Source organism: Polaromonas sp. P1_G2 (assembly GCF_056405515.1).
In genome coordinates, this window is sequence record NZ_JBFUBY010000266.1 from 1 (window position 1) to 5,749 (window position 5,749).

Consider the following 5,749-nt stretch of genomic DNA (forward strand, 5'->3'; position numbering starts at 1 on the left):
GGTCGCGGCTGGCGACCTGGAGAGCCGCGCCGCAGTCGGCTGGTGTTCATTGGACGGAATCTGGACGTGGATTCGCTGCGCGACGGATTCCTCGGTTGCGTTGCCTCTAGCCAAAATGGTGCCACACCATGAAACTTCAACACACTCTGGGCGGCCTCGAAAACCTCGGGCCTGTCAGCCTAGAAATCCGCGTTTTTGTGCAGGAATGGGAAAAGCGGATTTTCGGCATCCACACCGTAATGATGGCCGAAAGTGCACATCTTGCAGACGCATTGCCGAAGTATCCGGTGGCTGCATTGCCGACCACGTTCAAGGAAACGTGGACCTGGGCGTCGCTGCGCTCCGGTGCCGAGGCGATGCAGCCTTTCGAGTACTTTAAGTTCCGCTATTACGAGAAGTGGCTGATGGGCATCACCCAGTTCTTCGTCGATAAAGGCTACTTCAACAGCGACGAGCTGGCGCGTGCGACAGCGCATTACAGCGCCGAGCCAGGTGCACCGCTGCCCGATAGGCCCAGCGAGCCCATCAAGCAACAGATCGTCGACTACCTGCTGCGCGGCGATTCTCCCCTTCGAACGCTGCCCGACGCACCGCGGTTCGTCCAGCGCCAGCTGGTTCGGGTGGGCGACCCGCCGGCAGTGGAACATACCCGGCTACCCGGCTACCTGCGCAACAAGCGGGGTACCGTCATGGAGGTGTATTCAGGGGCTTTCGGGTACTTCTGCTCGACAGGGCCCGACGGGATTGGCGCACCCATGCCGGTGTACCGCGTAGCGTTTGCTGCTGAGGACATCTGGGGGCCCGGTATGTCCGAGCCAAACACGACGATTTATGCGGACCTCTTCGAGGCTTACCTGAGAGAAGGACTATGAGCGACGACCTGTTCAAGTACAACGAGGAACGCGAAGCGGCGAACGCCGCAAAGGTCCGCGCACTGGAGACCCTTCTGATCGAAAAAGGCGTGATCGGCAGCGACTCAGTCGATGCCGTGCTCGAGCACTTCGAGAAGGTCGCCGGCCCCTTCAACGGCGCGCGCGTCGTCGCACGGGCGTGGACCGACCCCACTTACAAGGAGCGCTTGCTCGCCGATACGCCCAAGGCTATCGCCGAGCTGCAACTGCCGCAGGGCATGACGGGAGCCGAGGGCGAACACATGGCAGCGGTGGCGAACGTCCCCGGCGTGCACAACCTCATCATTTGCACGCTTTGCTCTTGCTACCCGTGGCCCCTGCTCGGTTTGCCGCCCTACTGGTACAAGGATCCGGTTTTCCGCGCCCGTGGCGTGCGCGAGCCACGTGCGGTCTTGCGCGAGTTCGGCGTTCCGGTGAATGAAGGCGCTGAAGTGCGGGTGTGGGACAGCAGCGCGCAAATTCGCTGGTTCGTCATACCGGAACGGCCGGCCAATACCGAAGGCTTAAGCGAGGAAGCGCTGGCTGCGCTGGTCACTCCCGAGTCGATGATGGGCGTCGCACTGGTACAAGCGCCCAAGACAATCTGAGGCTCACGCGATGTTTACCCGCTTCGAAGAGTACGCCGCATCCCGCATGCTTGGGCAAGCTGATGCACCACCTCATAGCAATGGCAAGTTGCACTTCAGCCAGGAGTGGCAACGCCAGCTTTTTGGATTGGCGCTTGCGGTGTCCAAGGAGGGCCATTTCGAATGGGAGGATTTTCGCCAGCAACTGATTCACTCGATCGGAAACTGGGAACAACTCGATTGTTCAGCGCAGCCACCGTGGGATTACTACGAGCGGTTTCTCGAGGCGCTGCTCAATGTTCTTCAGCTACAACAGTTGACATCCATAGGCGAGGTTACCAAAGCACTGGATAGTTAGCAGGCACCGGCCCAAAGGTTGTAACGCAACGATGGCCGTTGGCCTTTGATCGTGACTCATAGTTTTGAACACGAGCCTGGGAAGGCGATGGAAGTTTGCTCCGTCAGCCCGGATACCGGCCAACAAGGTGAACGCGCGGCCTGCAACGGCCGCGCGGTCGTAATGCTCAGGCGCTGGCGGGGATGCTGGCGCGAGTCTTTAGCTAGTTGAGGAAATACACCATGCACATCGAACCCGGTCTCGTTGACGGCACCAAAATACTTATGAGCTACGGGACTGCAGCGGCAGCGCTCGCCTACACCGCCAAGCTCGCGCTGGATATGTTGAAGAATGAGGGCATTGTCGCCTTGCTGCTGCGCTCTGCGATTGCCGCGGCGCTGGTGTTCAGCTTTTTTGAGCTACTGCCTCATCATCCTGTCGGGGGTTCCGAAGTGCATTTGATTCTGGGTACCACGTTGATGCTGGTTTTTGGTGTGGCGCCTGCCTGCATCAGCCTCGCGGCCGGCTTGTTGATCCAAGGCCTGTTCTTCGAACCTCAGGACATTCCCCAATACGGCATGAATGTCACTACCTGCTGGTGCCTTTGTTTGCCACTGCTGCCTTGGCGCGCCGTATCATTCCGGAAGAGCTGGCTTATGTTGACATCGGATACATGCAAGCGTTCAAGCTCTCTGTCGCCTATCAAGGCGGTATTGTGGTCTGGGTCGGCTTCTGGGCGTTGTATGGCCGCGGTGTCGGTATTGAAAACCTGAACCAAATTGCCAGCTTTGGCGCGGCGTACATGGCCGTCGTGCTTGTTGAGCCTCTGGTAGACCTCGGCGTGTTAGCAGCAGCCAAGGCTTGGCGTCGGCTGCAAGGCACGGTGTTGGTGGAAAAGCGGTTGTACCGCGCAATCTGATCAAAGTTTGTTGAATACCGCTGAAGTCTGACCAGAGGGGGATGCGGACAATAACTTGGACTGGTATGTGCCGTAAGTCCAAGATGCTCTCGGCTGACCGCCGAAAATCGCCGCCCGAATGCAAGTAAAGGCGTATCAATGCGATGTGTTCGACGTACTTCATTTAGTTGTCGAAAATTCTTGCGCAGCCCGGAAAACTTCGACGGACTTTGCTAGGTTAAAAACGGCAGGAAAAGTAATCGAAAGGCATTCCTCTTAGAGGAATTCTCCGACGGACTTTATTCATGACAATCAAGCGTGTTCCGTGGGAATAAGGTCTGTCGGAGATTCGGCAGCTCGATGGTGCCATTGCGAGGATTCCCACTACGCGTTGTTGACTTAGCCAAGCCGCATCGACAACTCCACGTCCTCGCCGAACGACACGGACAGGTAGCCACTGCCGGGCGAACGCATCCGGGTTAGGTAGTCCGGGCTCTGGTCGGCGTTGTCGGCCACGATCAGCGCACCCGGCAAAAGGCGGTTCCCCACCAGATCCAGGATGTCGCTGTAAAGCGCCTTGGCTCCGTCGAGCAGCAGCAGATCGATGTTTTCGGGGAGATCGGTCGCGAGGGTATTCAGTGCGTCGCCCTCGCGGATTTCCACCAAGTCGGCCAGGCCGCCCTCGGCGAGATGTTCCCGCGCCCGCGCCACTTTAGAGGGCTCAAATTCAGTGCTGATCAGGTTGCCGCCACCGTTGTCACGCAGTGCCGCAGCCAGGTGCAGAGTTGAAATACCAAACGAGGTGCCAAACTCGACGATGTTTGCAGCATTGGCATTGCGCGCCAGCATATAAAGCAGTGCGCCGGTTTCGCGCGAGACCGGAAGCCATAAATCTTTCAGAAGCCCATACAAACTCAAATATTCCGTCTTGCTTTGCATCAGGCGTTCTCGCTCTTCACGCGAAACGCCTGCCATTGCCGGGCTGGTGGCGGCATCGGCCTGCGCGAACAGTCTGTCCAACAACGGGGCGAGCGGGGGAGAGGTAAGTGTTGCAATCATTGAAGTGTCCAATCTGGGGGTGAGCGTTACGTAACGCGCGATAAAATGCGATCAATTCGTCGCATTCATAGAATACGATGAATTCCTCGCATTTGCTATTCGCATTATTTTTGGACACGCCACGCCGCCATGACTGACCGCCAGATCCCTCAGATTTCCTCGAGAAAACAGCCCAAGCAGGCCCGCTCGACTGAACTCGTCGCTGCAATTCTGGAAGCGGCCACTCAGGTTCTGGCCAAGGAAGGAGCACATCGATTCACGACAGCGCGCGTCGCGGAAAAAGCTGGAGTTAGTGTCGGCTCGGTGTACCAGTACTTCCCAAATAAGGCGGCGATCCTATTCCGGCTGCAAAGCGACGAGTGGCAGCAGACGACAGACATGCTGAGCAGCATCCTGAAGGATGTTCAGAAGGCGCCGCTTGAAAGGCTGCGGGCACTGGTTCACGCCTTCATTCGATCAGAGTGTGACGAGGCTGGAATGCGGGTGGCGCTCAGTGACGCTGCACCGCTCTACCGCGAGGCGCCTGAAGCACACGCGGCGAAGGCGTCGGGAGACCGAATTATTCAAGCCTTCATGCGGGAGGCGCTGCCCAAGGCGCCGCAGGTAACTCGTGTGCTGGCCGGCGATCTGATTACCGCCACTCTCAGCGCTGCCGGAAAGGACTTTTCGGAAAGCAGCCGCACAAACGCAGAGATCAAGGTCTACGCGGACGCAATGGCCGACATGTTCTGCGCCTACCTCAAGCATTTGCGTGCCGCTGAGTCGAAACGCCCCCCGAGTGGGCGGAATGGTGGATGAAGCAGACCGCCCAATGTTAAATCGCAAGCTATGCTGTTGAATTCTGATTTGAGGGGATCAGATTTCGACGGAATTCAACTGGCAACCGGGACCAAGGGTAAGGTGCAGTGGCGATATTTATATCAGGTGTGWATCAGCGAGCGCCGTACGCAAGAAGTGCAAGTAGCCAACCTGCAAGCGAGAGCACCAAGCGGAGCCAGTTGAGTGAGCGCCATTTTGCTGCGGTGCGCAGGGCCGTCCCAGTTGGCGAGTCATCGCCGCGCATGAGCCCTATTGCTTTGGGAATAAAGAAGGCGAATGTGAATATTCGCTCGACCAGCGTCACCGCACATGCAGCGAGCCAAAGGGTACGGACGGGCCCCGTACTCGCGAATGCAAAATAGCAATTGATGAGCGTCAAAAGACTCAGGGGTCCGGTGCTGACAAAGCCCCAGAAACGGCGCCCGGAATCGTCGGCTCGCATCGCCTCTGGATGAAGATAGCGTGCACCCCCGGGAGAAATTCCCATCCAGCGCGGAACGACGATTCGCTGCTCGTACAGACCGGCTCCAAAGGCAACGCCGTGAAAAATGACGAACATCACCAGCGAAAACGATGGAAAGTCAAAGAACATGTAATGCTTCGAGGAAGGATTTGTCGCTTAACGCGAAGATGGCTGGACCGGCAACATTCGCGGCGATGCCGCGTCCTGTCATAGTGTCTTTCCGTGAGCTTAACGCAATTTATAGCGCAAGGTCCGCGGCAGACGGGTTCGAACCTCGGCGCAATTCGACAAGTTCAAGCGAGGCTGTCTTTCTTCCTCAATGCATTGATGACATACAGCCAGGGCAGCAGCCACATGGCAGAAAAAACCATGAATGCCCACGGGATTGGGTCAGACGATGCAAGGCTGGGCCCAAGGTAAGACGTATAGAGATCGACACTCCAAAGCGTATTCAGCACACCGAGGAGCGGAGCCAACGCCACCACCCACGCCCCCGACACCTTCGCCCCTTTTACAAATAGGAGTAAAGCGATGGGTGCTGCCGCGCCAACAATGGGAGCCCAGAGTAAAAGTGAATCCACAGCGCGCAGGGGAGAACCCCATCCACCCAGTGCTAACGCTGCCGGCCAACTCACAAGTCCAACACCTATCGCTAAAACGATCCCGACAATTTGCATAACGCCCGCCCTCTTCACT

Annotated in this window: 8 protein-coding genes and 1 pseudogene; 6 read left to right on the forward strand and 3 right to left on the reverse strand. The window is 57.7% G+C overall.

What is annotated here, in order from left to right; genetic code table 11:
- From AC1D0P_RS20825 to AC1D0P_RS20845, 5 genes and pseudogenes are all read left to right on the forward strand, one after another.
- Window positions 1-132 (forward strand): CobW C-terminal domain-containing protein (locus AC1D0P_RS20825; RefSeq protein ID WP_477678496.1); only part of this gene is annotated, 132 nt, incomplete at its 5' end.
- The gene (gene nthB, locus AC1D0P_RS20830; RefSeq protein ID WP_477678489.1) at window positions 129-872 is read left to right on the forward strand and encodes a nitrile hydratase subunit beta; all 744 of its coding nucleotides are present in this window, start codon (window positions 129-131) and stop codon (window positions 870-872) included. The genes AC1D0P_RS20825 and nthB, both read left to right, overlap by 4 nt.
- Window positions 869-1,498, forward strand: coding sequence for a nitrile hydratase subunit alpha (nthA, locus tag AC1D0P_RS20835; protein ID WP_477678490.1), 630 nt, complete (start codon window positions 869-871; stop codon window positions 1,496-1,498). Before nthB ends, nthA begins: the two co-directional genes overlap by 4 nt.
- Window positions 1,499-1,508: 10 nt before the next feature.
- Complete coding sequence (locus tag AC1D0P_RS20840) at window positions 1,509-1,835, forward strand: nitrile hydratase accessory protein (protein ID WP_477678491.1); 327 nt, start codon at window positions 1,509-1,511, stop codon at window positions 1,833-1,835.
- A gap of 221 nt (window positions 1,836-2,056) precedes the next feature.
- Window positions 2,057-2,733: pseudogene (locus AC1D0P_RS20845) on the forward strand (energy-coupling factor ABC transporter permease).
- Between the two features lie 378 nt (window positions 2,734-3,111).
- Here the strand turns inward: AC1D0P_RS20845 and AC1D0P_RS20850 are convergent.
- Window positions 3,112-3,771, reverse strand: a complete 660-nt coding sequence (locus AC1D0P_RS20850) for an O-methyltransferase (protein WP_477678492.1) — start codon at window positions 3,769-3,771, stop codon at window positions 3,112-3,114.
- Between the two features lie 129 nt (window positions 3,772-3,900).
- Here AC1D0P_RS20850 and AC1D0P_RS20855 point away from each other — a divergent pair, with 129 nt between their 5' ends.
- Window positions 3,901-4,569, forward strand: coding sequence for a TetR/AcrR family transcriptional regulator (locus AC1D0P_RS20855; RefSeq protein ID WP_477678493.1), 669 nt, complete (start codon window positions 3,901-3,903; stop codon window positions 4,567-4,569).
- A gap of 133 nt (window positions 4,570-4,702) precedes the next feature.
- Here AC1D0P_RS20855 and AC1D0P_RS20860 read toward each other — a convergent pair whose 3' ends face one another.
- Both AC1D0P_RS20860 and AC1D0P_RS20865 read right to left on the reverse strand, forming a co-directional pair.
- Window positions 4,703-5,182 (reverse strand): hypothetical protein, encoded by a 480-nt coding sequence (locus tag AC1D0P_RS20860; RefSeq protein ID WP_477678494.1) that lies wholly within the window; start codon window positions 5,180-5,182, stop codon window positions 4,703-4,705.
- 164 nt (window positions 5,183-5,346) lie between these two features.
- The coding region (locus AC1D0P_RS20865; RefSeq protein WP_477678495.1) for a hypothetical protein at window positions 5,347-5,749 on the reverse strand (403 nt) is incomplete at its 5' end.